Origin of the sequence: Streptomyces longwoodensis, assembly GCF_001514125.1 — a bacterium.
Classification (GTDB): Bacteria; Actinomycetota; Actinomycetes; order Streptomycetales; family Streptomycetaceae; genus Streptomyces; species Streptomyces longwoodensis.
This window is the reverse complement of the sequence record NZ_KQ948551.1, coordinates 256,193-280,315: the sequence shown is the minus strand read 5'-3', so window position 1 is coordinate 280,315 and position 24,123 is coordinate 256,193. Positions and strand designations below refer to the sequence as shown.

At 73.4% G+C, this 24,123-nt stretch carries 20 protein-coding genes; 15 read left to right on the top strand and 5 right to left on the bottom strand.

All coding sequences use genetic code 11. The features are described 5' to 3' along the window. The first annotated feature begins 113 nt into the window (after positions 1-113). Both htpX and pspAB read left to right on the top strand, forming a co-directional pair. Complete coding sequence (gene htpX / locus AQJ30_RS10275; protein ID WP_067231581.1) at positions 114-1,028, top strand: zinc metalloprotease HtpX; 915 nt, start codon at positions 114-116, stop codon at positions 1,026-1,028. Positions 1,029-1,038: 10 nt separating this feature from the next. Beyond that, positions 1,039-1,632 carry a PspA-associated protein PspAB gene (gene pspAB / locus AQJ30_RS10270; RefSeq protein WP_067231579.1) on the top strand — a complete coding sequence of 198 codons (594 nt, stop codon included), beginning with the start codon at positions 1,039-1,041 and terminating at the stop codon, positions 1,630-1,632. Positions 1,633-1,636: 4 nt separating this feature from the next. On the opposite strand, the gene AQJ30_RS10265 is transcribed toward pspAB, so the two are convergent. After that, complete coding sequence (locus AQJ30_RS10265; protein ID WP_067231576.1) at positions 1,637-1,918, bottom strand: hypothetical protein; 282 nt, start codon at positions 1,916-1,918, stop codon at positions 1,637-1,639. A 237-nt stretch (positions 1,919-2,155) separates the two neighbouring features. Between AQJ30_RS10265 and AQJ30_RS10260 the strand changes: the two genes are divergently transcribed. Beyond that, positions 2,156-3,343: a winged helix DNA-binding domain-containing protein gene (locus tag AQJ30_RS10260; RefSeq protein ID WP_067231573.1), complete on the top strand. Its 1,188-nt coding sequence runs from the start codon at positions 2,156-2,158 to the stop codon at positions 3,341-3,343. A 181-nt stretch (positions 3,344-3,524) separates the two neighbouring features. On the opposite strand, the gene AQJ30_RS10255 is transcribed toward AQJ30_RS10260, so the two are convergent. Next, positions 3,525-3,839, bottom strand: coding sequence for a hypothetical protein (locus AQJ30_RS10255; RefSeq protein ID WP_067231571.1), 315 nt, complete (start codon positions 3,837-3,839; stop codon positions 3,525-3,527). Positions 3,840-3,982: 143 nt separating this feature from the next. On the opposite strand from AQJ30_RS10255, the gene AQJ30_RS10250 reads away from it, so the two are divergent. The 9 genes from AQJ30_RS10250 (at position 3,983) to AQJ30_RS10210 (ending at position 14,243) form a co-directional block, all read left to right on the top strand. Further along, on the top strand, positions 3,983-4,342 hold the full coding sequence (locus AQJ30_RS10250; protein ID WP_067231568.1) for an arsenate reductase family protein: 360 nt from the start codon (positions 3,983-3,985) through the stop codon (positions 4,340-4,342). 112 nt (positions 4,343-4,454) lie between these two features. Beyond that, positions 4,455-5,216 carry an RlpA-like double-psi beta-barrel domain-containing protein gene (locus AQJ30_RS10245; RefSeq protein WP_067231566.1) on the top strand — a complete coding sequence of 254 codons (762 nt, stop codon included), beginning with the start codon at positions 4,455-4,457 and terminating at the stop codon, positions 5,214-5,216. A gap of 299 nt (positions 5,217-5,515) precedes the next feature. Then, positions 5,516-6,544 (top strand): glutamine synthetase, encoded by a 1,029-nt coding sequence (gene glnII, locus AQJ30_RS10240; protein WP_067231564.1) that lies wholly within the window; start codon positions 5,516-5,518, stop codon positions 6,542-6,544. An 81-nt stretch (positions 6,545-6,625) separates the two neighbouring features. Continuing rightward, on the top strand, positions 6,626-8,461 hold the full coding sequence (locus AQJ30_RS10235) for a HEAT repeat domain-containing protein (RefSeq protein ID WP_067231562.1): 1,836 nt from the start codon (positions 6,626-6,628) through the stop codon (positions 8,459-8,461). Between the two features lie 350 nt (positions 8,462-8,811). After that, complete coding sequence (locus tag AQJ30_RS10230; RefSeq protein WP_067231559.1) at positions 8,812-9,417, top strand: winged helix-turn-helix domain-containing protein; 606 nt, start codon at positions 8,812-8,814, stop codon at positions 9,415-9,417. A 60-nt stretch (positions 9,418-9,477) separates the two neighbouring features. After that, positions 9,478-10,536, top strand: a complete 1,059-nt coding sequence (locus tag AQJ30_RS10225; protein WP_067231557.1) for an SDR family oxidoreductase — start codon at positions 9,478-9,480, stop codon at positions 10,534-10,536. A gap of 31 nt (positions 10,537-10,567) precedes the next feature. Beyond that, a complete protein-coding gene (locus AQJ30_RS10220; protein WP_067231554.1) occupies positions 10,568-11,845 on the top strand; it encodes a sensor histidine kinase in 1,278 nt (425 codons plus the stop codon). Continuing rightward, positions 11,830-12,483 carry a LuxR C-terminal-related transcriptional regulator gene (locus AQJ30_RS10215; RefSeq protein ID WP_067231551.1) on the top strand — a complete coding sequence of 218 codons (654 nt, stop codon included), beginning with the start codon at positions 11,830-11,832 and terminating at the stop codon, positions 12,481-12,483. The genes AQJ30_RS10220 and AQJ30_RS10215 overlap by 16 nt, the downstream gene beginning before the upstream one ends. 170 nt (positions 12,484-12,653) lie before the next feature. Further along, positions 12,654-14,243, top strand: coding sequence for a DUF1996 domain-containing protein (locus AQJ30_RS10210; RefSeq protein ID WP_067231550.1), 1,590 nt, complete (start codon positions 12,654-12,656; stop codon positions 14,241-14,243). Positions 14,244-14,346: 103 nt separating this feature from the next. Here the strand turns inward: AQJ30_RS10210 and AQJ30_RS10205 are convergent, their stop codons facing one another. After that, positions 14,347-14,793, bottom strand: coding sequence for a hypothetical protein (locus tag AQJ30_RS10205; protein WP_211278957.1), 447 nt, complete (start codon positions 14,791-14,793; stop codon positions 14,347-14,349). A 97-nt stretch (positions 14,794-14,890) separates the two neighbouring features. Between AQJ30_RS10205 and AQJ30_RS10200 the strand changes: the two genes are divergently transcribed. The 3 genes from AQJ30_RS10200 (at position 14,891) to AQJ30_RS10190 (ending at position 18,180) form a co-directional block, all read left to right on the top strand. Then, on the top strand, positions 14,891-15,424 hold the full coding sequence (locus tag AQJ30_RS10200) for a tetratricopeptide repeat protein (RefSeq protein ID WP_107119544.1): 534 nt from the start codon (positions 14,891-14,893) through the stop codon (positions 15,422-15,424). A 49-nt stretch (positions 15,425-15,473) separates the two neighbouring features. Continuing rightward, positions 15,474-17,396 (top strand): hypothetical protein, encoded by a 1,923-nt coding sequence (locus AQJ30_RS10195; protein WP_067231545.1) that lies wholly within the window; start codon positions 15,474-15,476, stop codon positions 17,394-17,396. A gap of 94 nt (positions 17,397-17,490) precedes the next feature. Next, positions 17,491-18,180, top strand: coding sequence for a TetR/AcrR family transcriptional regulator (locus AQJ30_RS10190; RefSeq protein WP_107119543.1), 690 nt, complete (start codon positions 17,491-17,493; stop codon positions 18,178-18,180). 17 nt (positions 18,181-18,197) lie between these two features. On the opposite strand, the gene AQJ30_RS10185 is transcribed toward AQJ30_RS10190, so the two are convergent. Both AQJ30_RS10185 and pulA read right to left on the bottom strand, forming a co-directional pair. Further along, entirely contained in the window at positions 18,198-18,557 is a 360-nt protein-coding gene (locus AQJ30_RS10185) for a 5-carboxymethyl-2-hydroxymuconate Delta-isomerase (protein ID WP_067231540.1), read from the bottom strand. Between the two features lie 55 nt (positions 18,558-18,612). Next, positions 18,613-24,006 carry a pullulanase-type alpha-1,6-glucosidase gene (gene pulA, locus AQJ30_RS10180; protein ID WP_067231537.1) on the bottom strand — a complete coding sequence of 1,798 codons (5,394 nt, stop codon included), beginning with the start codon at positions 24,004-24,006 and terminating at the stop codon, positions 18,613-18,615. Positions 24,007-24,123: the final 117 nt, after the last annotated feature.

Here is a 24,123-nt window from a genome sequence, read left to right as displayed (position 1 = left end):
CGACGCGCACCGGGACCTTTTGCTGCTCCTAGGCCCGATCGGGAGAGGTTCATGGGGAGGGGTGGAGGCACACTGGCTTGAGGGACGAGTGCCCGAGTGCTGGGTGGTGGAAGATGCGGAGTCGTTTTCGCAGTGATCCGCGGCTGACCGTGCGCATGACGGTCACCCTGTTCCTGCTGGGACTGTTGTACGTGGCGTTCGTGGTGGCGCTGGTGCTGCTGCTGAAGTCGTGGGTGCTGGTGGTGGTCGTGGCGGCGGGGCTGCTCGGCGCCCAGTACTGGTTCTCCGACCGGATCGCGCTGTTCGCGATGCGCGGGCGGGTCGTGGAGCGGGAGGAGTACCCCGAGCTGCACGCCGTGGTGGACCGGCTGTGCGCGCTGGCCGACATGCCCAAGCCGGTGGTCGCCGTGTCCGTCATGGAGATGCCCAACGCCTTCGCCACCGGGCGCAACCCCGACAACGCCGTGGTGTGCGTGACGACCGGGCTGCTGCGGCGGCTGGAGCCCGCCGAGCTGGAGGGCGTGCTCGCGCACGAGCTGTCGCACGTGGCGCACAAGGACGTCGCCGTGATCACCGTGGCGTCGTTCCTCGGCGTGATCGCCGGGCTGATCGTGCGGTTCGCCCTCTACTCCGGGCTGTTCGGCGGGCGCCGGGACCAGAACACCGCCGCCGTGCTCGCCGCGATCATGGGCGTGTCGATCACCGTCTACGCGCTCAGCTTCCTGCTGATCAGGGCCCTGTCCCGGTACCGGGAGCTGGCCGCGGACCGGGCGGCGGCGCTGCTGACCGGCCGGCCCTCCGCGCTGGCGTCGGCGCTGACCAAGGTGTCCGGCGACATCGCCCGGATCCCGACCCGTGACCTGCGCACCGCCCAGGCCTTCAACGCCTTCTACTTCACCCCGGCCGCCGGCCGCGAGCCGGGCATCGAGCGGATCTTCTCCACCCACCCGCCGCTCCGGCAGCGCGTCGAGCAGCTGGCCCGCATCTCCGCCGAACTGGGCGAGGCCGCCACGCCCGGCCGGGACTGAGGGACTGATCATGGGGCTGCTCGACATCCTGCTCGGCCGCACCAAACCGGTCGCGCCCGACCTGGACCGGCTGTTCGCGCTGCCCTCGGCGGCGGTCACGCTGGAGGCCGCGACCGGGTTCACGCCGACCGGGCACGGCGCGGTGTGCTTCGCCACGGTGGAGGGCGCCGCCTTCGAGCAGACCCACCGCGAGGTGCGGGCGCTGCTGGACGCCGACACCGACCGCACGGGCCCGCCGGTGGACCTCGTCCGCGACGACCACGGCTACTCCTGGCTGGTCTCGCGCCGCTCCCCCGGCGAGCTGTCCCTCCTGGTCAACGACCTGCACGCGGTGAACAGTTCCATGGAGGTCAACGGCTTCGGCCCGCAACTGCTGTGCTCGCTCGCGGGGTTCCGCGCCGCCGACCCGGACGACGGCCGGCGCCTGGCCCTGGTCTACCTGTACAAGCGGGGCACGTTCTACCCGTTCGCGCCGCTGCCCGGTGCGGGGCAGCGGCGCGACAACGCGCTCGAACTCCAGGTGCGGGGGGCGCTCGCGGGCGACCTCGGCATCGAGCAGGACCTCGGCCGGTGGTTCCCCGTGTGGGGCGCCCCCGGCCTCTGAGGCGCTACTTGGTCTTCTCGCGCGCCTGGCGGCGGGCCTCGAAGGGGCGCTCGCGACGGTAGCGGCGCTCCCACTTGGCCTGCGTGTCCCGGCGGTCGCGGTACGCCTTGTACGACGTCGGCGCCGCGCCACCGGCCGGTCCCGCGGCGGGCGGCACGGAGGACGACGTGCCGTGCCCGTGGCGCACGTACAGGAGGAGCACCGCGACCGCGGCGAGCCAGTAGAGGTGGTTTCCGAATCCCAGGACGACCAGGACGAGGGTCCCGGACAGGACGATGGTCCCCATGACGGGCCTCCGTAGGTGTGGGTGGGTGACGGGCGGTGACGGTCCCCTCCGTCCCGCGGGCTCCAGCGTAGGGATCCGGTCACGCACCGTGCACCTGCTTTTCCCGGCACGCCCCGACCGGGCCCGGCCCCCGCCGTGGTGACGGGCCGTTGTCAGTGGTGGCGGGCACGATGGAGGGGCGGGCCGGCGACCGGGGCCGGCGGCGCGGCGGAGGACGGGGCGACCTGGGAGGTCGGCATGGCGGACGGACGGCGGTACGTGGGCGCGGCGGAACGGCGGGCCCGGCTCGCCCTGCGGCACCGGCTCACGGCGCGGGCGCGGGCCGGGGGCCCGGAGGACGTCGCCGACTCGCTCGTGGCGCTGCACGGGAGCGATCCGGCGACGGTGTACCTGGCGATCGGGGCGCGGCTGACCGACCCGGCGTCGACGGTGGCCCGCACGGACCGGGCGCTGTACGAGGACGGGTCCCTGGTGCGGATGCACGGCATGCGGCACACCGTGTTCGTCTTCCCGACCGACCTGACCGCGGTCGTGCACGCCTCGACGGGGCTCACGGTGGCGGCGCGGGAGCGGGCGATGCTGCTGAAGAGCATGGCGCAGGCGGGGGCGCCGGACGCGGTGTGGCTGAAGGAGGTCGAGGAGTCGGCGCTGGCCGCGCTGGGCCGGCTCGGGCAGGCGACGGCGGCGGAACTGGCGCGCGAGGAGCCGCGGTTGCGGGAGCAGTTCGTGTACGCGGCCGGGAAGAGCTACGAGGGCGTGCACACCGTCGGCACGCGGCTGCTGAAGGTGCTGGGCGTCGAGGGCAAGGTGGTGCGGGGCCGGCCGCTGGGTTCCTGGACGTCGAGCCAGTTCCGGTGGGCGCTCGCGCCCGCGCACCCGGAGCTGGACGCGTCCGTGGCGCAGGCGGAGTTGCTGCGGCGCTGGCTCCGTGTGTGCGGGCCGGCCACCGAGGCGGACCTGAAGTGGTGGACGGGGTGGCGGGTCACGGAGGTGCGGCGCGCCCTCGCGGCGATCGGGGCGCGGGAGGTCGTGGTCGACGAAGGGCCGGCGTACGTCACGGAGGACGACGAGGAGGCCGTGCCGGAAGCCGCCGCGGAGCCCTGGGCGGCGCTGCTGCCCGCGCTGGATCCGACGGCGATGGGCTGGCAGCAGCGGGACTGGTACCTGGCACCGGAGCTGCGGGACGCGCTGTTCGACCGGAGCGGCAACGTGGGGCCGACGGTGTGGTGGGACGGGCGGGTGGTGGGGAGTTGGGCCCAGCGTCCTTCCGGGGAGGTGGTGTGGCGGCTGCTGGAGCCGGTCGGCCGGGAGGCGGAGGCCGCCGTGGAGGAGGCCGCGGCGACCCTGCGGGCATGGCTGGACGACACGAGGGTGACCCCCCGTTTCCGGACACCGCTGGAGAGGGAGCTGAGCGGCCGGCCGTGAGGGAAGCCCTGGAGCATCGGGGGCGCGCGGGCGCGGGGAACGGAACATCCCAACGCGGCTGCGCGCACCCACCCAGGGGCGCGGGGAACTGCGCGAGCGACCCCCGACGGCCCGCGGCAGCACACGGACAGGACCCGGCCCCACTCCGGCGCCGGGCCCCGTCACAGCAACAGCAACAGCCTCAACGGCTGTACTTCATCAGCGCCCGCACCATGTGGCACGTGGTGTCGGACGGCGGGTGCACACCGATCGTCTCGGCGGTGGTGCGGATCGTGTCGTTGCGGGCCTGCTGGGGCAGGTAGACGCCCGAGTCGAGCAGGGCGATGGCCAGACGCATCGCCTTCAGGCGGCGGTTGTGGCCGACGTACCACTCGCGGGGCCGGCCGGGCGGCAGCGGGCGCTTCTCCACCGGCTCGTAGGGCAGGTCGAGCAGGACGGGACGCTTCGCGGTGGACTGGGTCGGCAGCGGCGTGGACTTCATGGCGGCAGCGGGCACAGGCATCCTCCTGTCGCGGTCAGGACCGGACCCGGACGCCCCGGGTCCCATCCTCGAACACTGCTTCTATTTTACCGCCCCCCACTGACAAAAGCCCCTGGCCACAGGCGCATTCAGGCCGCACGCCCGCTACCGTGAGCCCCATGGAGATCTGGATCAACCCGGCCTGTTCCAAGTGCCGCAGCGCGCTCACCCTGCTCGACGCGGAGGGTGCCGACTACACCGTCCGCCGCTACCTGGAGGACGTCCCGACCGAGGACGAGATCCGGGAGGTCCTCGGCCGGCTGGGCCTCGAACCGTGGGACGTCACCCGCACCCCGGAGCCCGCCGCCAAGGAACTCGGACTCAAGGACTGGCCGCGCGACGAGGGCGCCCGCGACCGCTGGATCACCGCGCTCGCCGAGCACCCCGAGCTCATCCAGCGCCCGATCATCACGGCCGACGACGGCACGGCGGTGGTGGGCCGCACGGAGGAGGCGGTGCGGGACGCCCTGTCCCGGTAACCCCAATGGCGTGACGCAGGTCACCCTGACGACTCCCGCTCCCGGCTGAGTCACCGCGTTCGGTATCTCGTACATAGCGGCGTACGCTCCCCTACCTCTTCAGGAGGCGCGCATGTCGCGCAGGAGAACTCTCAGTACGAAGAAGAAGGTCGCGCTGCTGGTGAGCGCCGCGACGGTGGCGGGAGGCGGCGCCTTCGTCATGGCGTCCACCTCCAACGCCGCCCCGCCCCCGCAGACGGCCGCCCAGTCGTCGGTCTGCCAGGGGCTGGCCACGGCCCTCGGCAACAACGAGCGGTTCATCGAGGGCCAACGGTCCGCCCCCGACGCCCAGTCGCAGGCCCGGATCGCCAACCGCCAGGCGGTCATCGAGCAGATCAAGGTCCAGCAGAAGGCGTCGGGCTGTGTCGTGGGGGAGTCGGCTCAGGGCTCCCAAGCGGCGCAGAACGGCCAGCAGGGCAACGGGAACGCGAACGGCAACGCCAACGCCAACGCCAACGGGAACGCGAACGGCAACAACGGCAACGGCAAGGGCAACCAGCAGGCCACCACCCCGCCCGCGCAGACCGCGCCGGGCGGCAACGGCGGCAACGCCGCGGGAAACGCCGGCAACAACGGTGCCGCCGCGGGCCAGCAGGTCTGCAACGGCTCGACCGTCACGCTCTCCGGCGAGGCCGGTGCCCCCGCGGCCTCGAGCAACCAGTTCCCGGCCGGGACCAAGCTGAAGGTGACCAACCTGGACAACAACAAGTCCACGACGGTCGAGGTGACCTCGGTCTCCGGCAGCTGCGTCCTGCTGAACAACGCGGCCTTCGAACAGGTCCGTGAGCCCGGCAAGTTCCTGATCCGCCGGGCCCTGATCCAGAAGGTGGGGTGACGCCCAGCCGCTGACGGCCGGGGGAGGCACCTCTGCCCCGGCCCCCAACCCCATCGCATACGAGCCGTACCGGCCGCGCACCCCGGCCCCCGTCACCGGAGTGCGGACGGCCGGTTCCCGCGCCGCCGGTCCCCTCACCGGGTGAGGCGTGCCACAGCACCTCCCGGTAACACGGGGTTCACACTTGGGCAATGGGCGGGAAATCGCCTGTTGACAGGCTCACGGGCAACACCGGGCGGTGCCGCAGCGCCGCAGCACCCGCACGACGCGCCCAGACCCACCCCCGAAGGATGTGTCCCGTGAGCTTCAAGGCTGAGTACATCTGGATCGACGGCACCGCACCGACGGCCAAGCTGCGTTCGAAGACCAAGGTCCTGGCCGACGACGCCAAGGGTGCCGAGCTGCCGATCTGGGGCTTCGACGGGTCCTCCACGAACCAGGCCGAGGGCCACGCCTCGGACTGTGTGCTCAAGCCGGTGTTCACCTGCCCGGACCCGATCCGCGGCGGCGACGACATCCTGGTGCTGTGCGAGGTCCTGAACATCGACCTCACCCCGCACCCCACCAACACCCGCGCCGCGCTGGCCGGGGTCGCCGAGACGTTCGCCGCGCAGGAGCCGATCTTCGGCATCGAGCAGGAGTACACGTTCTTCAAGGACGGCCACCCCCTCGGCTTCCCCAAGGGCGGCTTCCCCGCCCCGCAGGGCGGCTACTACTGCGGTGTGGGCGCCGACGAGATCTTCGGCCGGGACATCGTCGAGGCGCACCTGGACCACTGCCTCACGGCGGGCCTGGGCATCTCCGGCATCAACGCCGAGGTCATGCCCGGCCAGTGGGAGTTCCAGGTCGGCCCGCTGGCCCCGCTGGAGGTCTCCGACCAGCTGTGGGTGGCCCGTTGGCTGCTCTACCGCACCGCCGAGGACTTCGGCGTCGCCGCGACGCTGGACCCGAAGCCGGTGAAGGGCGACTGGAACGGCGCGGGCGCGCACACCAACTTCTCGACCAAGGCGATGCGCGAGGGCTACGACGCGATCATCACCGCGTGCGAGTCGCTGGGCGAGGGCTCCAAGCCGCTCGACCACGTCAAGAACTACGGCGCCGGCATCGACGACCGGCTGACCGGCCTGCACGAGACGGCCCCGTGGGACCAGTACTCCTACGGCGTCTCGAACCGCGGCGCCTCGGTGCGCATCCCGTGGCAGGTCGAGAAGGACGGCAAGGGCTACATCGAGGACCGCCGCCCCAACGCCAACGTCGACCCGTACGTGGTGACCCGCCTCCTCGTCGACACGTGCTGCTCCGCCCTGGAGAAGGCCGGCCAGGTCTGACCCACGACCACCGAGGAAGGGGCGCCCGCCGCACGGCGGGCGCCCCTTCGCCGTCCCGAACGGCCCGGTATCGTCCGGACCATGGAGACCGACGGCGGGGCGGAGGGGGCACCGGAGGTCGCGGCGCTGCTGGCGACGCTGGGCATCGGAGGCAGGCAAGACACCGGGGGCACCGGCACCCCGGGCGACCCCGACGCACGCGAGGCCGCCCTCCACACGCTGCTCTCCGCCACCTGGCGCGACGACGACTTCGCCGTGGCGACGGCGCACGCCGTGCCCCAACTGGCCCGGCTGGCCCGGGAGGTGCCCGCGCACCGCGCGGACCTCCTGCGGCTGCTGGGCGACCTCGCGGACCGGCCCGACTGGCCCGACGCCCGGCGGCCGGCCCGGGACGCCGTGGCGGCCGAGCTGCCCGGCCTGCTCCCCTCCGCGCACGACCCCGACGCCGCCGTACGGGACGCGGTGCTCCCGCTGGTCGTCGCCTGCGGCCGGACGGACGTCGTACCCCTGCTGCGTGCGCGCCTCGCGGCCGAGCCCGAACCGGCCGTACGGGGCCACCTCGTGACCGCGCTGGCGCTGCTCGACCCGGGCGACGGCGCCTGGCGGCACCCCCTGCTCACCGACCCCGCGCCCGAGGTCCGGCTCGCCGCGGCCGAGGACCTGCTGCGCACCACCGGTCCGCCCTTCCCCGACGACCTGGTGGACGTCTGCGCGCGGGCGTACGGGGAGATCCCGTACGAGCTCGACGAGGCCCCGCAGTGGCCGGGGCGCCACGAGCGCCTCGGCGACCGGCTGTTGGCGGACCCCGGGGCGGCCCTGCGGGCGGCGGCCGCGGGCGTGCCCCTCGCCTTCGAGGTCACCGAGCACTGGCGCGACCGTGAAGCCGGCGCGCTGCCCTGGGCGTTGCGCGAGCTGGACGCCGAGGACCCGCCCTGGCAGCTGCTGCGCCTCGCGCGCCTGTGCCGCGCGCTGCCGCCCGGGCTGCACGCACCCGTGCGGGACCGGGTACGGCCGCTGCTGGCGCGGGACGTGCCGGTGCGGACCGAGGCGGTCACGGTGCTCGCCGTGGCGGGCGCGCCCGAGTCCGTCGAGGAGGCCGTACGCCTGGTGGAGGGCGCGCCCGGTCCGCCGCCCGGCGCGTACCGCGTGGCGCGGGCCGCCGCAGCGGTGACGGAGGCGTTCGGGGCGGCCGCGCTGCCCGTGGCCCGGGCGGTCGCCCGGCGGATCGGGCACGGTCACCCGGACCTCCTCCGGGTGCTGGAGCGGTACCCGGCCGTGGCGGTGGCGGCGGTGGACGACGTCGTGCCGCTGGTCTCCCGCTACGAGGGCGGTCACGCGTGGACGGCGGTCGCGCTGCTCGGCGCCCTGGGTCCGGCCGCCGGTGACCGGGCCGCGCGGGCGCTGCTGGCCGAGGCGACCGGCGGGGGGCACTCCACGGTCGCGCTGTACGCCGCGATGGCCCACCACCGGGTGACGGGGGACCCCGGGCCGGCCCTAGACCGGCTGCGGGCCGAGGGGCCCGGGACCTGGCTCGACTTCGTCGGCGACCTCGGCCCCGCGGGAACTCCCCTGCTGCCCTGGGCGGAGGAACGCCTCACGCCCGGCACCCCGACCGAGGTCCGGGCCGCGGCCGCCCGCGCGGTGTGGCGCGTCACCGGCCGCACGGAGGACACCGTGGAGCCGCTCGCACGGCGGGCGGCCGCCGGCGAGGGCTACCACCGGAGTCGGCTCGACGCCGTGCGGGAGCTGACCCGGATGGGCCTGCTCCCCCGCTGGGCCACGGCCCCGCTGCGGGAGGTGGCGGACGCGGACCGCCGGGTCGTCAGCGGCCTGGGCCCGGACGACGGGCCCCATCCCGACGACGTGCTGCGGGACGCCGTCCGCACGCTGCTGGCCACGGCGGAACCCGTCGGCTGACGGCCGGGCGGCCGGGTGCCGACCGGTACCCCCACCGCCCGCCACCGGGTGTCCGAATGGCGATGCCCGGCGTCCAGGGTGTGGAAGGAGACTCCTCTCCGGCACCGGTGTCTGCTTCAATGGGGCCATGACCGGATACCAGGGGTGCAGCGCGACGGGTCGTCGTCCTGACCTCGAGCCCTTCTGGCCGTCCCGTCAGCACCACGACTTCGACCGGGTGTGTTGCCGCGCGACGAACGCGCCGGCCCTCTAACGCCGCCCACGGCCTCCCACGCCGTACGCCCGGCCTTCGGCCCGCGCGCAGTGAACGTCCGTCCCTGACGACCTTCTCGCGCGAAAGCTGACCTCTCATGGCGACCACCCGTACCCTGTCCTCCGCCGCCACGCTCCCCTCCGTCCCGTCCGCCGCCCGGCACCGGCTGCGCGCCGTCGACCGGGACGAGGTGGTGGACGTGACGGACTTCCTGCCGCCGGGCGCCACCTGGCTGCCCGCTCCCCCGCACACCCTGCCCACCCTGCCGGGGCAGCCGCCGATGATCGGCTACCTGGTGCTGGTCCCGGCCGACCAGCAGCCGCCGTTCCTACCGGTGGCGGTCCCCGACGCCCCGGAGGCGCCCGAGGCGTCCGAGACATCGGAGGCGCCCGAGGCGCGGACGGGGGCCGAGCCGTTCGTGCGGATCGACCCCGTGCAGCGCACCGCGTGGGTCGACGGACGCGAACTCGACCTGACGTACCTGGAGTTCGAGCTGCTCGCCCACCTCGTCGCGCACCCGCACCGGGTGCACACCCGCGACCAGCTGGTCACCACGGTGTGGGGCTACGGGCACGTCGGGGACGGCCGGACCGTCGACGTGCACGTGGCGCGGCTGCGCCGCAAGCTCGGCGCATCGCACCGCGCGTCGATCCAGACGGTGCGCCGGGTCGGCTACAAGTACGTGCCGCCGGCCGGGCGTTGAGCGTCTGCTGACGGCAGAGCGCCGTTCCGTCCCGCGTCCGCACCCGGCACAGTCGGCGGTATGAGACTTCTGGTGCTGGGTGGGACCGAGTTCGTGGGACGGGCCGTCGTCGAGGCGGCCCTCGGGCGGGGATGGGAGGTGACCGTCCTCAACCGGGGACGGCACCAGCCACCGTCCGGGGTCCGGCTGTTGCGGGGTGACCGCACGGCGCCCGACGGGCTCGCCGCCCTCGCCGGGACGACGGACACCTGGGACGTCGTGGTCGACACCTGGTCGGCGGCGCCGCGCGCGGTGCGGGCGTCGGCGCGGCTGCTGCGGGGCCGCGCCGGACGGTACGCGTACGTGTCGAGCTCCTCGGTGTACGCCTGGCCCGCCCCGGCCGGTCACACCGAGGACGCGCCGCTGGTGTCGGGCGCCGACCCGGACGCGGACCTCACGGACTACGCGCGCGACAAGCGGGGCGCCGAGATCGCCGCCGTCCAGGAGTTCGGCGAGGACCGCTCCCTGCTGGTGCGGTGCGGGCTGATCCTCGGCCCGTACGAGAACGTCGGCCGGCTGCCCTGGTGGCTGACCCGGATCGCCCGCGGCGGCCGCGTCCTCGCGCCGGGCCCGCGGGACCTGCCCCTGCAGTACGTCGACGTGCGCGACCTCGCCGCGTGGACGCTGGGGGCGGCCGAGCGGGAGCTGGGCGGTCCGTACACGCTGGTCGGGCCGTCGGGGCACGCCACCATGGGCACCCTGCTCCAGGCGTGCGCCGCGGTCACCGGCGGACCGGCCGAGCTGTGCTGGACCGACCCGCGGGTGATCCTGGACGCGGGCGTCGAGCCGTGGACCCAGCTGCCGGTGTGGGTGCCGCCGGACAGCGAGATGCACGACCACCTGCACGCCGCGGACGTGTCGCGGGCGCTCGCGGCGGGCCTGCGCTGCCGCCCCGTCGAGGAGACCGTCGCCGACACCTGGGCGTGGCTGCGGGAGATCGGCGGCACGGCGCCGATGCGGCCGGACCGCACGGCGAAGGGGCTGGACCCGGACCGCGAGGCCGAGGTCCTCGCGGCGGCCGGGCACGGGCCCGGCGGTGTACCTGGCACCACCCCCCGACCGGGGCCCTCGGCCCCGTGACCGGCGTCCGGCGGGTCGGCAGACTGGCGTCATGAACACCCACTCGAGGAGCGACGAGGTCCGGGCGCGCACCCGGGCCATGGTGCTGGCCGCCGTCCGGGGGCTGGCGCTGGCCGTGGCCATGCTGCCGGTGAGCATCCTGTGCCTGGTGCTGACCCTGCTGTCCATCGGCCTGATCCCGATCGGCGTCGGCCTCGTCACCACGCCCGCGGTGCTGGCGGCGGTACGGGCCTTCGCCGACGCCCGGCGCAGGCTCGCCGCCGACTGGTGCGGGGTGCGCATCGAGACGGCGTACCGTCCGCTCCCCGAGGGCGCCAACCCGTGGACGCGCACCTTCGCGCTGCTGCGCGACCGGCAGACCTGGCGGGACGTGCTGCTGCTGCCGGTGGACATGACGGCCGGCTTCTTCACCGCGCTGCTCCCGGCGGTGCTGGTGCTCTACGCCGTCGAGGGGTTCGCGCTCGCGCTCGGCCTGTGGCGGGCGTACGCCGAGTCGCCGGGCGGCACGTACTGGTACGCCTTCCTGCCGGTGTCCGGCCCGTTCTCGGCGCTCGGGGCGGTCCCGCTGGCCTGCGGGTTCCTGTTCCTCGGCTACCGCTACGGCCCGCACCTGCTGACCGCGCACTTCCGGCTGACCCGGGCGGTGCTCAGCCCCAGTCAGGAGGAACTGGCCGAGCGGGTACGGGTGCTGACCGAGACGCGGCGCGACGCGGTGGACGCCTCGGCCGCCGAGCTGCGCCGGATCGAGCGCGACCTGCACGACGGGGCGCAGGCCCGGCTGGTGGCGATGGGCATGGACCTGGGCACCGTCGAGGTGCTGATCGACAAGGACCCGGAGCGGGCCAGGGCGCTGCTGGCGCAGGCCCGGCAGTCCTCCGCCGAGGCCCTGTCGGAGCTGCGCGACCTGGTGCGGGGCATCCACCCGCCGGTGCTGGCCGAGCGCGGACTGGGCGACGCCGTGCGGGCGTTGGCGCTGCGGCTGCCGGTGGCCACCGAGGTGTCCGTGGACCTCGCGGGCCGGCCGGAGGCGCCGGTGGAGTCGGCGGCGTACTTCGCGGTGAGCGAGGTGCTGACCAACGCGGTCAAGCACTCCGGCGCCGACCGGATCTGGGTCGACCTGCACCACGCCGACGGCATGCTGCGCGCCACCGTGACGGACAACGGGCGGGGCGGGGCGACGGTCGGGACGGGATCCGGGCTCGCCGGGGTGGAGCGCCGGCTTGGTACGTTCGACGGCGTCCTGGCCGTCAGCTCCCCGGCGGGCGGTCCCACGCTGGTGACCCTGGAGATTCCGTGCGCGTTGTCCTAGCCGAAGACCTGTTCCTGCTGCGGGACGGGCTCGTGCGGCTGCTGGAGGCCTACGACTTCGAGATCGCCGCCGCCGTCGAGACCGGGCCGGAGCTGCAGCGGGCCCTCGCGGAACTGGAGCCGGACGTCGCGGTGGTCGACGTCCGGCTCCCGCCGACCCACACCGACGAGGGGCTGCAGTGCGCGCTGCGGGCGCGCCGGGAGCGGCCGGGCATGCCGGTGCTGGTGCTCTCGCAGCACGTCGAGCAGTTGTACGCGCGGGAGTTGCTGGCCGACGGGCGGGGCGGGGTGGGGTACCTGCTGAAGGACCGGGTGTTCGACGCGGAGCAGTTCGTGGACGCGGTGCGCCGGGTAGCGGCGGGCGGTACGGCGATGGACCCGCAGGTGATCCAGCAGCTGCTGGCGCGGGGCGGCGGCGCGGACCGGCCGCTGGACCGGCTCACGCCGCGCGAGCGGGAGGTGCTGGAGCTGATGGCGCAGGGCCGGTCCAACGCGGCGATCGCCGGGAAGCTGGTGGTGACGGAGCGGGCCGTGGCCAAGCACACCGCCAACATCTTCATCAAGCTGGGCCTGGAGGTGTCGGACGACGACAACCGCCGGGTCCTGGCCGTGCTCGCCCACCTCGACCGGGACCGGTGACCCGCCAACCGGTGTGCTGAGTGGGTGAGTTGGGTCGCACCTGGCCCGTGGGTCCCTGAGGAATTCCTGAGACGGCTGAACACACGTGGGGCGGCGTCCGTATGGAAAGGCGCCGCTTCACTCCTGTCGGGCGCCTCGATGCTGCCCCGCAAGGAAGTCAGAGGAGTTCCATGGGACGCAACACACGTAAACGCCGTTCGTCGATGGCCACCAAGGCCATAGCCGCATCGGCGGCCCTAGCGCTCGGTGGGGGCGGGCTGATCTGGGCGAACTTCTACGCCTCTGCGCACGAGTCGAACAACCCGTGGCAGCAGAACCGGACGAAGGCCGCCGCCGCGCAGGTGGCGACCATCTCCTGCCCGGACGTGGGCCAGAAGCTGACCAACGTGCCGCGGGCGGCGCGCTACGGCGTGGACAGGGAGCTGGCGAACCTCGACAAGCAGATCACCGAGGCCTACAACCGGCTCGCCTCCACGCGCCAGGCGCAGACCAACGACGCGAGCTTCGTGCAGAACGCGATCGTCGGCCCCCTGAAGGAGAAGCGGTCCGCGACGATCGACCGGATCCGCATCGACATCCAGCGCGTCGGCGGGAACTTCGACAACGCGCTCAAGCAGCTCGCCGCCTGCACCACGCAGGCCGCCCAGCCGCAGACCAACGCCGGCGGCAACAACGACGGCGGCCAGCAGCAGAACAACACCGGCGGGCAGCAGAACACCGGCGGCCAGCAGAACACCGGCGGGCAGCAGAACAACACCGGCGGCCAGAACAACGGCGGTCAGAACAACGGCGGCCAGCAGCAGGGCAACGGCGGACAGGGCGGCAACGGCCCGGTGGCGTCGGACTTCGTGGACATCACCAAGGTCCAGGGCGGCAGCGCCCAGCTCGGCGTGGGCACCAACGGCCTGCGCGCCAACGGCCGGTCGGGCTCCACGGGCAGCTTCACCACCCGGTGCGGCACCAACGGCAACGACAACCACAACACGGACAACGTGATCGTCGCGCCCGGTGTCACCAACGGCGCCCACCACCTGCACGACTACGTCGGCAACCAGAACAACGACGCCTTCGCCAGCGACCAGGAGCTGGCCGGTGCCGAGAGCAGCTGCCAGAACCAGGGCGACAAGTCGTCGTACTTCTGGCCGGTGCTGCGCGTCCAGGACGGGTCGAAGGACTTCGACCAGAACAACGACGGCGGCGGCAAGGAGGGCAACGTCGGCAAGATCCTCCAGCCGGCCCAGGCCCAGCTGAAGTTCGTCGGCAACAAGCGGGGCAAGGTCGTCGCGATGCCGCAGGCCCTGCGGATCATCACCGGTGACGCCAAGTCCTTCGTCAACGGCCTCGGCAACGCCAACGTCAACTGGAGCTGCACCGGCTTCGAGAACAAGGTCCAGCTGCACGACAAGTACCCCATCTGCCCCCAGGGCAGCCAGGTGGTGCGCACGACCAACTTCCAGAGCTGCTGGGACGGCCAGAACATCGACAGCGCCAACCACCGCACCCACGTGGCGTTCGTCCAGGCCGACGGCACCTGCGCCAACGGCTTCAAGGCGATCCCGCAGCTCCAGGTCCGGCTGGTCTACAACGTCCCGGCGCCCAAGCTCCAGAACGGCCAGGTGGTCAACCCCTACGCGGTGGACACCTTCCCGGAGCAGCTGCACAAGCCGGTGACCGACCACAACGACTTCATCAACTTCTTCTCCGCGAACCTGATGAACAAGATGGTCAACTGCATCAACGGCGGCAGGAAGTGCCAGTGATCCACTGAGCGGGCCCGCTCGGGAGGCCCGCGCGGAAGAAGCCGGCGGCGAGAACATCTCGCCGCCGGCTTCTTCGGTCCGTACCGCCGCGTGCCGGGGAACCTCAGTGACCGGAGTGCGCGGAGTGGTCGGTGCCCTCCTCGATGTCCCCGCCGAGGGTCCGGCGCAGCGCCGTGACCGTGCCGGTCTCCCCCACGGCCACCCACTTGCGGCCGACCAGGTAGTGACCGCCGTAGTCCTTGGCCCCGTTGATCCACTCGCGCTGGCCGCGGTCCGTGGCGAACGTGGCGAGGATGAACTTCCCCGCGGCCCCGCCCTTGGCGCCCTGGGCGCCCTTCGCGCCCCCGGCGTCCTTGCAGACGGCCTGGCGGATCTCGTCGGCGTCGATCTGGATGTTCGGCGTGCACTTCACCTCGGCGGCCAGGTGCTCCAGGCTGCCGGTCGCCGTCACGGGCACCGTCGCCCGCTGCTCGGTCCCGGACGTGCATCCCGCCAGCGTCAGTACCGCGGCGGCGCCGGCCACCGCGAGCATCGGTCGGGTCACCTTCATCTGTTCCTCCCTCAGGGCCTCGCCCTCGATACGGCTCCCGGGTCCGGAGCGCTCAAAATACCGGCGCCGATCGGGACGGGTGTGCGAAGGTGCCCAGATGGACGATGACTGGGAGAAGCGGGTGACGGCCGCCTGGGACACCTTCGACGCCTACGCGGAGGAGGACGCCCCCGCCTTCCGGGCGGTGATCGACCGGCTCGTCGCCGAGCTGCCCGGGGACAGCCCGCTCGGGCCGTTCGAGCAGGCGTGCGCCTGGGACTCCACCGGGCACTCCGACCGGGCGGTCCCGCTGTACCGGGAGGCCCTGGAGCGCGGCCTGTCCGAGGTGAGCGGCTACAAGGGCCGGCGCGCCAAGATCCAGCTGTCCAGTTCGCTGCGCAACATCGGCAGGCCGGAGGAGGGCGTCGCTCTCCTGACGCCGGAACTGACCGCTCGGTCGGACGAGTTGGACGACGCCGTGCGCGCCACGCTGGCGCTGTGCCTGTCGAGCCTGGACCGTGACCGCGAGGGCCTGGCCCTGGTGCTCGAGGCGCTGGCCGCCCATCTCCCGCGCTACCAGCGGTCGATGGCCCGCTACGCCCGCGCCCTGGTGGACGCGCCCCCGGCCGGAGCGGGGCACACGGACGGGTGACTGGTCCGTCCGGCGGTGACCGGGCCCGGCGTCGCTCGTTCTCCCGGACGTGCAGTCACAGGATGTCGCCCAGCGCCCCGCCCCCGGCTCCCCCGCGGACCGGGTCGTCGACGTCGAGCAGGCCGAGGCCGCGCTCGTCGAGCACTACCCGCGTCTCGTCCGGCTCGCCCATCTGCTGCTGCCCCCGGGACTCGGCCGCAGCCGGCGGGTCCTGACCGCGCACGCCCTCGCGCAGCGGGCCCTGCCCCGCAGTCGCGCGGCCGCCCCGGTGATCCCGGCGCAGTCGACGGGCCGGGACGGCGACCCCGGGTACGCCTACGTCCGCCAGCGCGTGGTGCGCACGGCGCTGGAGGCGGGCCTGCCGCTGCGCCGCCGGGCCTGGCCGAAGCGGGCCCAGCTGCCGCCGCTGCTGCCGCAGGTGCGGGGGCTGAAGCTGTTCCCGCGCTCCGGCGGCGCCGACGAACTCGCCCTGGACCAGGAGCTGTCCGCGCTGTCCGGGCCGGCCCGCGCGGCGTACGTGCTGCGCGGCATGGAGCGGCTGACCGACGGCGAGGTGCGCCGGATCCTCACCGAGTGCGGCGTCGAGGAGCCGGACGCGGCGCTGCGCGAGGCGGACACGGTGCCCGCCCGGTACGCGCTGCTGGAGTCGCCCGCGTTCGACCCGTGCTCGCTGCAGGCGCGGCCCACCGACCTGATGCGCCGCCGCCAGCACGCCCGGGCGGCGCTGGTCGCGGCGGCCGCGCTGGCCGTGTGCGGGACGCTGCTCGCGCTGCCCGGCGACGGCTGGGGACCCGACGGCGCGGCCGCCCCGTCGTACGCGCGCAACCCCGCGGCCGAGGCCGCGCTCGACCCGGGCCGGCTGGTGAAGGTCTCCCCCGCCGACTGGCGGACCTCCCCGCGCACCGACTTCTCGGTGTGGCCCGCGCGCGGCGAACTGACGCGCGACAAGGCCCTGTTGCGGCGGGCGCTCGCGGTGTGGGCGCGGCCCGGCGGGTCGGTGCGGGTCTCGGCGACCCCGGGCACCCCGTCGGGCGGCCCGGCCGGACCGCCCCAGCTGCTGTACGCGGGCGCCGTCGACAGCGCCCGTGTGGTGATCCTGTACGACGGTCTGCGCATCGCCCGGTACGCCGAGCCGAAGGACGGCACGGCCGGGGCCGCGCTGGACTTCGCCCGGGTCGACGGCGCGAGCGGTGCCGGGGCGAGCGCGGTGGTGCTGGGCCGGTCCGACGGCAACGTCCGCTACCTGACCGCCCCGTGGGTGACGAAGGCGACCGAGCGGGACCTGTCCAAGCCGGGCGCCGGGGAGATGGCCCTGACGCTCACCGACGGGATCACCTCCCCGCTGGCGAGCCCGGCGACCCGCAGCGGGGCGTGCACGACGTGGAACGTCCTGGAGGTGACCGACGCCTCCGGGGCGCACCTGCTGAGCGACCTCGGCGAGCTGGTGCCGGCGCTGCTCACGTCCGGGCGGCCGACCGCCGAGCACGACCCGACGGGCGCGCTGGGGCTGCGCACCTGGGCGCCGTTCGCCTGCTCGCTGGGCGAGGTGCGCGGACAGGGCGTGCGCACGGTGAACGCCTGGCAGTACGCGCGCCAGCCGCTGCCCGACGGGAGCGGCACGGCGACCTGGGTGTGCACCCGGGCGGACACCTGGCGCGGTGACGGCAGCCGGGTGCTGGCCCAGTTCCGCACGCCGGGCGGGCTGTTCGGGGCGGCGGTGGCGACGGCCGGGGACGTGCCGGCCTGCGGGCAGCGCGACCCGCACGTGCTGGCCGGGGTGCTGTGGAAGTCGCAGGGCGGCACCTGGTACCTGCTCGCGGCGGGCGCCAAGGGCACCGAGTCGATCCGCGCCACGGGCGGGGTGACCGGCTCCGGCGAGGGCAACCTGCTGACGCTCCGGGCCTCGCAGGGCAGCCAGGCGGAGCTGGCGGGTCGGCTGGCCGACGGCAGGACGGTCCACGGGCTGCGGTGAGCGCGGGCGAGCCCCCCGTGGTCCCTGAACCCTTCTGAACGCTCCTGGTCCTTCCGGCCCGTTCGCGGCCGGATCCGATCGGTAAGGTGTTCGTATGACTACCGGGGTTCGCCGCAGATTGACAGTGGAGGAGCGGCGGCAGCAGTTGATCGGCGTCGCCCTCGAACTGTTCGCCCGCCGTTCCCCGGACGAGGTCTCCATCGACGAGATAGCGTCCGCGGCCGGCATCTCCCGCCCGCTCGTTTACCACTACTTCCCCGGCAAACTCAGCCTGTACGAAGCCGCGTTGAAGCGCGCGGCGGAGGATCTCGCGGACCGTTTCCGGGAGCCGCACGAGGGTCCGCTGGGGGCGCGGCTGCTGCGGGTGATGCGCCGCTACTTCGACTTCGTCGACGACCACGGACCCGGTTTCTCGGCGCTGATGCGCGGCGGCCCGGCGGTCGGCTCGTCCACGACGAACGCGCTCGTCGACTCCGTGCGGCAGGCCGCGTATGTCCAGATCCTTTCGCACCTGCGGATCGAGGAGCCGCCCGCGCGCCTGGAACTGGTGGTCCGCTCGTGGATCTCCCTCGCGGAGTCCACGGCGCTGCTGTGGCTGGACGGCCGGCGCGTGCCGCGCGAGGAGCTGGAGGTGCAGCTCGTGCAGGACTTCGCCGCGCTGGTCGCGGTGGGCGCGGCCCACGACGGGCCCACGGCGGCCCTGTTGAAGCCGCTGCTGAAGGACGAGCCGGGTGACGGGCCCTTCGCGGACCTGGTCACCCGGCTCGTCTCCCTCGCCGCCTGATCGATCGGGCGGCTCCCTCAGGCGGTCTCGAACTTGCGGTAGGACGCGTCGAGTTCGCGCACCTCGGCCGAGGCGTGCAGGGTGAGGCCCCCGACCGTCCCGATGTGCTCGCGCAGCAGCTCCAGCGTCCGCTCGGTCAGCCGCGCCTTGGTGTCGTCGCTGCGCCCCGGGAGCAGGGCGAGGCCGACGTGCACGTGGGCGTGTCCCCCGGTGTCGGGTCCGACGGTCACGTCCTCGGTGCGGCGGAACCGCGTCTTGCACGCCTGCGGCCTGGCCGCCGCGATCTCCACGGTGGCGTCGTGCAGCGCCTTGGCGAACCCGGGCCGGTCGAAGACGTCCACGAGCCGGTCCGAGTAGTCGACGGTGATCTGCGGCATGAGCACTTCCTGTTCTACGAGAACGGCGACGGCGACGGCGTCACCCTAGCCGCGGTCAGCCGGTCGTCCGGAAGACGGCCACGGTGCGGGACGGGACCGTGAAGGTGCCGGTGGACCTGTCGTACGCCGACGTCCTGACCACCGGGTCCGCGCCCGACGCCTGCACGGGGTGCAGGGCGTAGCCGGTGCCGGCGAGCGAGCTCACCCGCTGCCGCTGGGACTCGGGCGTCGCGTTGAACACCACGACCAGGTCGCCCAGCTTCATGGTGATCACGCCCGGCGTCTCGTCCGTTCCCGACAGCGGGAAGGACAGCTTCTCCTGCACCGCCGCGGCGGTGCCGAGGGAGAACGCCTTCTCCGTGGAGCGGACCTTCAGCAGGTCCTGGTAGGCGGCCGACGCCCCGGTGATCTGCGGGCAGCCCACCGTCACCGTGCTGAGCAGCGGCTTGGCGTAGGGCCACTTGGACTGGTTGTCGGCGGCCGGCGGCAGTCCGCGGCCGAAGCCGTTGCCGTCGGCGCAGTTCCAGTGGATGGCGTTGAACCAGTCGCCGCTGTCGAAGGAGTTGCGGTCCAGCGACTTCGAGCGCAGCAGGTCCGTGCCGGCCTGGGACAGCGCCGGGCCCTGCGAGAGGGTCGCCGTGGCCATCGCCAGGACCTGCATCCGGGCGCGGTCGGCGGCACTGGTCGACGCGGGCAGCTTGTAGGTCAGCGCGTCGAACAGCGACTCGTTGTCGTGGGCGTCGGCGTAGGCGAGGGCGTCGCCGGGCGCGGCCGCGTAGCCGGCCGGGGCGCCGTTGTAGTCGACCTGGGCGCCGGTGACGTCCTTGCCGCCGGTGTCCTGGAAGCGGTAGGCCGCCAGGTTGCCGGAGAGGCCGACCTTGATCAGGTCCTGGTAGTGCAGCAGGCGGGCCTTCTGCTCGGCCGGGGTGCCGTTCGCGGTGGAGCCGTTGGGGTCGGTGTACAGGCCGGAGGCGAAGCCCTGGACGCCGGGGTCGTTGTCGAAGGGGCCGCCGCCGCGGACCGCGTCCCGCGCCCGGTCGGAGAAGGTCGCGATGCCGGTGCCGGCCATGTTCTTCTGGGTGGCCTGCACGAAGCGGGCGTCGTCGGCGACCTCGCCGAAGTTCCAGCCCTCGCCGTACAGGATGATCTTCTTGCCGTCGACGCCGTCCTTGTTCACCGTCAGCGCGTCGAGGGCCTTGCGGACGGCCAGGATGTTGGCCTTGGGGTGGTGGCCCATCAGGTCGAAGCGGAAGCCGTCGACCTTGTACTCCTTGGCCCAGGTGACGATCGAGTCGACGACCAGCTTGCCCATCATGGCGTTCTCGGTCGCGGTGTTGGCGCAGCAGGTGCTGTTGGCCACCGAGCCGTCGGCGAGGAGGCGCTGGTAGTAGCCGGGGACGATCCGGTCCAGGACGGAGGTGTCCGCCTGGCCCGCGGCCGCCGTGTGGTTGTAGACGACGTCCATCACGACCCGCAGGCCGTCCTGGTTGAGCGCCTTGACCATCCTGCGGAACTCGACGGTGCGGGCGGTGCCGTCCGGGTCGCTGGCGTAGGAGCCCTCGGGGACCGTGTAGTGGTACGGGTCGTAGCCCCAGTTGTAGGCGTCCTTCGCGGCGATCGCCGTAACGCACTTCTGCTGCTGGTCGGAGTCGGCCGGCAGCGCGGCCAGGTCGCAGTCGGTGCTCGCCTGGTCGGCCTTCTTCTCGGGGATCGTCGCGATGTCGAACGCGGGCAGCAGGTGCACGTAGGAGGTGCCGGACGCGGCGAGCTGCCGCAGGTGCTTCGAGCCGTCGCTGTCCTTGTCGGTGAAGGCGAGGTAGGTGCCCGGGTGCCGGGAGGTGCGGTCGGCGACGGAGAAGTCACGGACGTGCAGTTCCTGGATCTGGGCGTCCCTCAGGGGCACGGCGGCGGGCTTGGCGTAGCTCGTCCAGCCGTGCGGGGCGAGGGCCTTGTCGTCGAGGTCGACGACCAGGCTGTGCTCGGAGTCCGCGGTCAGCGCGACCGAGTAGGGGTCGGTGACCTGGTTGGTGACGACCTTGCGGACGCTGGGCGCCCAGACCTTCACCACGTAGCGGTACGGCTTGCCCTTCCAGGAGGCGGGACCGGTGACGGACCAGACGCCGGTGGTGTCGTCGCGCCGCATGGCGACGGTGTCGCCGCCCACCTCCAGCTTCACGGACTGGGCCGTGGGCGCCCACACCGACAGGGTGGGCCGGCCCTTGCTGAACACCGGGCCGAGCTTCGCCGTGGTGGCGTCGTACAGGTCGTCGAGGACGCCCGCGAGCTGGACGCCGGTCGCGGCCAGGACGGCGCCGTTGGCGGCGCGCTGGGTGGCGACGACCTGGCCGCGCAGGGCCTCGCGGACCCGGTCGCGGTCGCGGGGGTCGACGGACCAGGCGGTGTAGCCCTTCAGGTGCGGGAACTTCGCCTTCTGGGCGTCGGTGAGCGCGGACTTGGTCAGCCGCAGCCAGCGCTCGTCGTCGCTGGTCAGGGCGCCGTCCTCGACGGCGATCGAGCCGTCGCGGGAGGACAGCAGCTGGGTGGAGGCGGCCGCGTCGGAGCCGTTCCAGGCGACGGTGTCCCGGTCGATCCAGACCGCCTTGGAGGTGGTCAGGTCGAGCGCGGCCGCGCTGCCCGCGGGCTGCGGGAGGAGGTACTCCTCCTGGCCGTTCACGAGCCACACCTCGTGACCCGCGGCCGTGAGGTCCAGCGACTGGTCCGTCGGGAGGTCCTTCTGGTCACCCTTGTGGAGGATGTAGCTGAGACTGGTGGCACCCGCGCTGAGCGGCACCTCGTAGACCGCGCCATAGGCGTCAGTCTTCACCGGCCGCAGCGGGTTCGACCACTCGGTGGGGTTCGCGGCGCCCGTCCAGACGTGCAGGCCCCAGCCGTCGTAGTCGCCGTCGGCGCGGTGGTAGTGCAGGACCGCCTTGCCGGTGTCCTGGGCCGGGTGGTCGGGCCGCTCGGTGAGGACGTCGGCCTTGCCCTGCTGGATCCAGACCTCGCCGGTCCTGGTCACGTCGATGGTGCGGTCGGTGGCGACGTCCTTGGTGCCGTCCTTGTCGATCACCAGGAAGCCGACGTTCGAGGCGCCCGGCTTGAGCTTGACCCAGGCGAAGGCGCCGTAGGCGTCACGGCCGACGAAGGGGTGGCTCTTCGGCCAGTCGGTGGCCTCGCCCTCGGCGAGGTCGCCCCAGGCGTACAGGCCCCAGTCGGCGTAGTCGCCGTCGGGCCGCTGGTAGTGCACGACCGCGTAGTCGCGGGAGGAGGCGGTGGGGGTCTCCTCGGCGGGCGGGGTGCCGGAGGTGGAGGCGGCGGTGGCGCTCGCGGTGCGGCCGGCCGAGTCGACGACGACGGCCTTGTAGCGCAGCGCGGTCCCGGCCGGTACGTCCGCGCCGAGCACCTGGGTGACCTTGTACGGGGCGTGGTCGGCGGAGCCGAGGACCTTCCAGGCGCCGTCGCCGACCTGGGCGGCGAAGACGACCCGGTTGAGCTGCCCGCCGTCGACGTCCGCGCCGATCTCGACGGTGCCGGTGGCGCCGGCGGCCGGGGCCCGCAGGGTGACGGCCGGTGCGGCGGCCGGGCGGGCGGGCCTGCCCGCGGCCTTCAGGACGATGGCCGCGCCCGCCGGGACGGTCACGGTGATCTTCCGGTCGGCGTCCGAGGTGACCCGGGCACGGGTGCCGTAGAGGCCGTCGAAGCGCAGGGAGGCGGAGCCGGTCGCGAAGGTGGCGGTCCGGGCCTCGCCGGCGTTGTTCACGGCGACGACGTACTCGGTGCCGGTCCGGGCGTCGGTGCGGGAGAAGGCGTACACGCCGGCGCCGTCGGCCGCGTACCGCTCGGTCTGCACGCCGTCCGCGAGGGCCGGGTTGGCCTTGCGCAGCCGGGACAGCTCGGCGATCTGCCGGTACAGCGGGGCCTTGGTGTCGTAGGCGTCGTCGGCGTGGGTGCGGTCGGTGCCGATCTCGTCGTCGTCGAGGTAGTCGGCGGTCTTCGAGGCGAACATCGGCTGGCGGGCGTCCTTGTCGCCGCCGGCGCCCGTGAAGCCCTGCTCGTCTCCGTAGTAGACGACGGGGTTGCCGCGGCTGAGGAACATCAGCTCGTTGGCGAGCCGGTCCTTGGCGAGGATCTCGGCGTCCGTGGCCTTCGGGTTGTCCTGCTTCAGGAAGTACCCGACGCGGCCCATGTCGTGGTTGCCGAGGAAGGTGACCTGCTCGTAGGCGTTGGCCTTGTCGGTCGTGTACTTGTAGTCGTCGCCGAAGACCGAGGCCAGCTTCCGCGCGCTGCCGCCCTGGGAGGCGTACTGGCGGGCCGCTTCCTGGAAGGGGAAGTCGAGGGTGGCGTCGAGGCGGCCCTGGGTGACGTACGGCGAGGTGATGGAGGTGTCCGCCGAGTAGACCTCGCCGAACATGAAGAAGTCGTCGCGGCCGCGCTTCTCGGCGTACGCGTCGAGGGCGGTCGCCCACTGCGTCCAGAACTCCATGTTCACGTGCTTCACGGTGTCGATCCGGAAGCCGTCGACGTCGAAGTCCCGCACCCAGCGCTGGTAGATCTTCTCCATGCCCTGCACGACCTCGGGACGCTCGGTCCACAGGTCGTCGAGCCCGGAGAAGTCGCCGTACGTGGTGGACTCGCCGGCGTACGTGGAGTCGCCGCGATTGTGGTACATCGTCGGGTCGTTGAGCCAGGCCGGGACCTTGGTGCGGGCGGCGACCGTCGGGGTGCGCGGGAAGGAGTCGGCGTCGACCGCGGGGAACGCGCGCGTGCCGTCGGCGTAGTCGGCGTCGTCGAAGGGCCGGCCGTCCTTGGTCAGGTACGGGAAGGCGCCCTTGGAGAGGTAGTCGTAGGACGTGGGCTCGTAGTCGACGACGTCGGCGGTGTGGTTGGTGATGACGTCGAAGTAGACCTTCATGCCCTTGGCGTGCGCCGTGGAGATGAGGGTCTCGAGGTCCTTGTTGGTGCCGAAGTGCGGGTCGACCTGGGTGAAGTCGGCGATCCAGTACCCGTGGTAGCCGGCCGAGGCGTTGGCGCCGGTGCCCTGCACGGGGCGGTTCTTGAAGATGGGCGCCATCCACAGCGCGGTGGTGCCGAGCCCCTTGATGTAGTCGAGCTTGCGGGTCAGGCCCTTGAGGTCACCGCCCTGGTAAAAGCCCTTGTCGGTGGGGTCGTAGCCGGTGCTCAGGCGGCTGCCGGTCAGGCCGCCGCGGTCGTTGGACGTGTCGCCGTTGGCGAAGCGGTCCGGCAGGACGAAGTAGAACTGCTCGCGGGTGGCGTCGTGCCGGGCGGGCTGTGCGGCCAGGGCGGCGTCGGACGGCGGCGCCGGCGGTGCGGCGGCGTGGGCGGCCAGCGGCTGCACGAGGGCGGCGGCCAGGGCGGCCGCGACGAGTACCGCGACCCGTCCGGTCCGCGGGATACGGCGCGTCGGGGGCGCCGGCCATCTCGGTATCACAGGCGTGAACTCCTAGCAGAAACGGCTCAAGTGGGTCCGACCCCTGCGCCGCGGCGGTGTCTGCCTGGTCCTCGTCCGGTCCTCGTCGGCGTCGTCGCCGGGCGCCCGCGTGACCGT

Excerpts from the sequence above, each read along its gene's own strand:
- htpX (WP_067231581.1), top strand. The coding sequence starts at position 114 with ATGCGGAGTCGTTTTCGCAGTGATCCGCGGCTGACCGTGCGCATGACG.
- pspAB (WP_067231579.1), top strand. The coding sequence starts at position 1,039 with ATGGGGCTGCTCGACATCCTGCTCGGCCGCACCAAACCGGTCGCGCCC.
- AQJ30_RS10265 (WP_067231576.1), bottom strand. The coding sequence starts at position 1,918 with ATGGGGACCATCGTCCTGTCCGGGACCCTCGTCCTGGTCGTCCTGGGA.
- AQJ30_RS10260 (WP_067231573.1), top strand. The coding sequence starts at position 2,156 with ATGGCGGACGGACGGCGGTACGTGGGCGCGGCGGAACGGCGGGCCCGG.
- AQJ30_RS10250 (WP_067231568.1), top strand. The coding sequence starts at position 3,983 with ATGGAGATCTGGATCAACCCGGCCTGTTCCAAGTGCCGCAGCGCGCTC.
- AQJ30_RS10245 (WP_067231566.1), top strand. The coding sequence starts at position 4,455 with ATGTCGCGCAGGAGAACTCTCAGTACGAAGAAGAAGGTCGCGCTGCTG.
- AQJ30_RS10235 (WP_067231562.1), top strand. The coding sequence starts at position 6,626 with ATGGAGACCGACGGCGGGGCGGAGGGGGCACCGGAGGTCGCGGCGCTG.
- AQJ30_RS10230 (WP_067231559.1), top strand. The coding sequence starts at position 8,812 with ATGGCGACCACCCGTACCCTGTCCTCCGCCGCCACGCTCCCCTCCGTC.
- AQJ30_RS10225 (WP_067231557.1), top strand. The coding sequence starts at position 9,478 with ATGAGACTTCTGGTGCTGGGTGGGACCGAGTTCGTGGGACGGGCCGTC.
- AQJ30_RS10220 (WP_067231554.1), top strand. The coding sequence starts at position 10,568 with ATGAACACCCACTCGAGGAGCGACGAGGTCCGGGCGCGCACCCGGGCC.
- AQJ30_RS10210 (WP_067231550.1), top strand. The coding sequence starts at position 12,654 with ATGGGACGCAACACACGTAAACGCCGTTCGTCGATGGCCACCAAGGCC.
- AQJ30_RS10205 (WP_211278957.1), bottom strand. The coding sequence starts at position 14,793 with ATGAAGGTGACCCGACCGATGCTCGCGGTGGCCGGCGCCGCCGCGGTA.
- AQJ30_RS10200 (WP_107119544.1), top strand. The coding sequence starts at position 14,891 with ATGGACGATGACTGGGAGAAGCGGGTGACGGCCGCCTGGGACACCTTC.
- AQJ30_RS10190 (WP_107119543.1), top strand. The coding sequence starts at position 17,491 with ATGACTACCGGGGTTCGCCGCAGATTGACAGTGGAGGAGCGGCGGCAG.
- AQJ30_RS10185 (WP_067231540.1), bottom strand. The coding sequence starts at position 18,557 with ATGCCGCAGATCACCGTCGACTACTCGGACCGGCTCGTGGACGTCTTC.